1 protein-coding gene is annotated in these 248 nt (G+C 50.8%); it reads right to left on the bottom strand.

What is annotated here, in order from left to right:
* A partial coding sequence (locus tag Q4563_RS21585; RefSeq protein WP_303605985.1) for a LysR family transcriptional regulator occupies positions 1-194 on the bottom strand: 194 nt, incomplete at its 3' end.
* Positions 195-248: the final 54 nt, after the last annotated feature.

Here is a 248-nt window from a genome sequence, read left to right as displayed (position 1 = left end):
AACAAACACTCACCTTCATCGGTTAACGATATCTGGCGCTCGTGGCGGTGAAACAGGGTCAGCTGTAATTGCTGCTCCAGACGCTTGATTGCCATACTGACAGCAGGTTGAGCCACCTGCAGCCGGTCCGCAGCCCGGGTGAAGCTCTGCTGCCGTGCCACTTCATAAAAATAACTCAGCGCCTTATAGTCCATGAACCCTTCTCCTTTCTGCTTCTACTCTGTTTCAAAGTCATCATTTTTCCGTTG

The sequence above is a fragment of the Gilvimarinus sp. 1_MG-2023 genome, assembly GCF_030548285.1.
The sequence above is the reverse complement of the archived record's forward strand: the minus strand, read 5'-3'. Positions and strand labels throughout refer to the sequence as shown.